This is a genomic window from Glycomyces niveus (assembly GCF_017592475.1).
Classification (GTDB): Bacteria; Actinomycetota; Actinomycetes; order Mycobacteriales; family Micromonosporaceae; genus Glycomyces; species Glycomyces niveus.
On record NZ_JAGFNP010000022.1, the window covers coordinates 1 to 3,475 of the forward strand.

At 57.0% G+C, this 3,475-nt stretch carries 2 rRNA genes; both read right to left on the minus strand.

Going from position 1 to position 3,475, the window contains the following annotated elements:
- Positions 1 to 3: 3 nt before the first annotated feature.
- A 5S ribosomal RNA gene (gene rrf, locus J5V16_RS23995) occupies positions 4 to 120 on the minus strand.
- A 131-nt stretch (positions 121 to 251) separates the two neighbouring features.
- Positions 252 to 3,369, minus strand: a 23S ribosomal RNA gene (locus J5V16_RS24000).
- Between the last annotated feature and the right edge of the window lie 106 nt (positions 3,370 to 3,475).

The following is a 3,475-nucleotide window of genomic DNA, read 5'->3' on the forward strand; positions in this document are numbered from 1 at the left end:
AATGTTTGGCGGTGTCCTGCTCTCCCACACCCTCTCGAGTGCAGTACCATCGGCGCTGGAAGCCGTAACGACCGGGTTCGGAATGGGACCGGGTGTGTCACTTCCGCTCTCACCACCAAACAAACCATAGAGACGGTCCGTTCAGCGATCAAGCCATCACCACACGAACGTGTGGCAGGCGATCGAGCCAACAGTGTTGCCTCAGAATCGCATAGTGTGCGTGAGCATTGTTTCCATCAAAACCGAATGTTGATGTTAAGTTCTCGGCGGTTAGTACCCGTCCACTCCACGCCTTACAACGCTTCCATGTCGAGCCTATCAACCCCGTCATCTACAGGGCGCCTCACCAGGACTAGCCTGACAGAGATCTCATCTCGAAGCACGCTTCCCGCTTAGATGCTTTCAGCGGTTATCGCTCCCGAACGTAGCCAACCAGCCATGCCCCTGGCGGGACAACTGGCACACCAGCGGTTCGTCCATCCCGGTCCTCTCGTACTAGGGACAGCCCTTCATCAAATCTCTTACGCGCGCGGCGGATAGGGACCGAACTGTCTCACGACGTTCTAAACCCAGCTCGCGTGCCGCTTTAATGGGCGAACAGCCCAACCCTTGGGACCAACTCCAGCCCCAGGATGCGACGAGCCGACATCGAGGTGCCAAACCATCCCGTCGATATGGACTCTTGGGGAAGATCAGCCTGTTATCCCCGGGGTACCTTTTATCCGTTGAGCGACACCACATCCGTACGTCGGTGCCGGATCACTAGCCCCTGCTTTCGCACCTGCTCGACCCGTCGGTCTCACAGTCAAGCACCCTTCTACGCTTACACTCACCGACCGGTTTCCAACCGGCCCGAGGGTACCATTGGGCGCCTCCGTTACCATTTAGGAGGCAACCGCCCCAGTTAAACTACCCACCAGGCACTGTCCCCCGACCCGATCAGGGCCGCGGGTGAGACACACCACCAGATCAGAGCGGTATTTCACCAACACCTCCACCACGACTAGCGTCGCAGCTTCCCAGGCTCCCGCCTATCCTACACAAACCAAGCAATGCATCAATACCAAGCTATAGTAAAGGTCCCGGGGTCTTTCCGTCCTGCCGCGCGAAACGAGCATCTTTACTCGTACTGCAATTTCGCCGAGCATGTGGTTGAGACAGCGGGGAAGTCGTTACGCCATTCGTGCAGGTCGGAACTTACCCGACAAGGAATTTCGCTACCTTAGGATGGTTATAGTTACCACCGCCGTTTACTGGCGCTTCAATTCACCACTGCAGGCTCACGCCTTGATGGATCCTCTTAACGTTCCAGCACCGGGCAGGCGTCAGTCCATATACCTCACCTCACGGCTTCGCATGGACCTGTGTTTTTAGTAAACAGTCGCTTCCCCCTGGCCTCTGCAACCCCCATCCGCTTCCGTGCGCACGCACCACAGACAAGGGCCCTCCTTCTCCCGAAGTTACGGAGGCAATTTGCCGAGTTCCTTAACCACACATCACTCGAACGCCTCAGTATACTCTACCTGACCACCAGTGTCGGTTTAGGGTACTGGCCGACTACCACTCGCTAGAAGCTTTTCTCGACAGCACGGGATCACCGAATTCAGCCTAAAGGCCTATGCTTCAGCGCTCACCCTCCCCACTGAAGGGGGTGTTCCCGGATTTGCCTAGGAACACGGGCTACCACCTTACCCCGCCTAATCCACCAGACGGTACGGCTACCCCACTGCGTCACTCCATCACTACGCTACACACGGAAAGGACCCCAACCACTCACCAACACCGGCCATCCCGAAGGACAACCAATGCCGGCTCACAGCCGGTTAGCACAACCGCTATCACTCATACGCGGCACTCGGGTACCGGAATATCAACCGGTTATCCATCGACTACGCCTCTCGGCCTCGCCTTAGGCCCAGACTAACCCAGGGCGGAACAACCGTCCCCTGGAACCCTTAGTCAATCGGCGCACAGGATTCTCACCTGTGTTTCGCTACTCATGCCTGCATTCTCACTCGTACAAAGTCCACCCGATGGATTACTCCCGGGCTTCACCCCATGTACGACGCTCCCCTACCCAACCCACACACCCATAGGTGTGCGGCATTGCTACGGCTTCGGCGGTGCACTTCAGCCCCGCTACATTATCGGCGCAGAACCACTCGACCAGTGAGCTATTACGCACTCTTTCAAGGATGGCTGCTTCTAAGCCAACCTCCTGGCTGTCAACGCGACCCCACATCCTTTTCCACTCAGTGCACCCTTAGGGGCCTTAGCCGGTAATCTGGGCTGTTTCCCTCTCGACGACGGATCTTCTCACCCGCCGACTCACTGCCGCACTCAACACCATGGCATTCGAAGTTTAGCTGAGCTCAGTAACCGACACGGCCCATCACCCAACCAGCGCCCTACCACCACGGAGCAACATGCGACGCTGCACCTAAATGCATTTCGGGGAGAACCAGCTATCACGGAGTTTGATTGGCCTTTCACCCCTACCCACACCTCATCCCCCCAGTTTGCAACCTAGGTGGGTTCGGGCCTCCACGACCTCTTACAGCCGCTTCACCCTGGACATGGGTAGATCACCCCGCTTCGGGTCTACAACACACCACTCAACGCCCTATTCAGACTCGCTTTCGCTCCGGCTCCACCACACGGCTTAACCTCGCGGCATACCATAACTCGCAGGCTCATTCTTCAAAAGGCACGCCATCACCCGCCTACGACAAGCAAGCTCATCGCCGGGCTCTGACGGTTTACAGGCACATGGTTTCAGGCACTCTTTCACTCCCCTCCCGGGGTACTTTTCACCATTCCCTCACGGTACTCTCCACTATCGGTCACCGGACCTCTTTAGGCTTAGCAGACGGTCCTGCCAGATTCACACGAGCCTCCACGAAACCCGCGCTACTCGGGTGCACCATCCGAACACCAACACTGCCCTTCACCTACGGGACTCTCACCCTCTCCGGTCGGCTTTCCCACACCGTTCGACTAGACAATGCTGCGTGAACCTAGACTCGGCAGAATCTAACGACGATGTCCCACAACCCCTGACCCGCAACGCCTGCCGGCTATCACACGAACCAGGTTTAGCCTCCTCCGCTTTCGCTCGCCGCTACTCACGGAATCACTCTTGTTTTCTCCACAGCAGGTACTGAGATGTTTCACTTCCCCGCCACACCACCAACCAGCCTATACATTCAGCCAGCGGCAACCGCCCATCAAGACGGCTGGGTTACCCCATTCGGAAACCCTGGGATCACAGTCCAGTTGGCAACTCCCCCAGGCATATCGCAGCCTCACACGTCCTTCATCGGTCATCCGGCACCAAGGCATCCACCATGCGCCCTACACAACTTAACCAACACACGGTCAAATCAGATAGAAACAAAGACACTCACGCACACTATACAAATCTCAAACAACACATTGACCACACCCGACACGCGCATCTACATCGCCCCAAAAA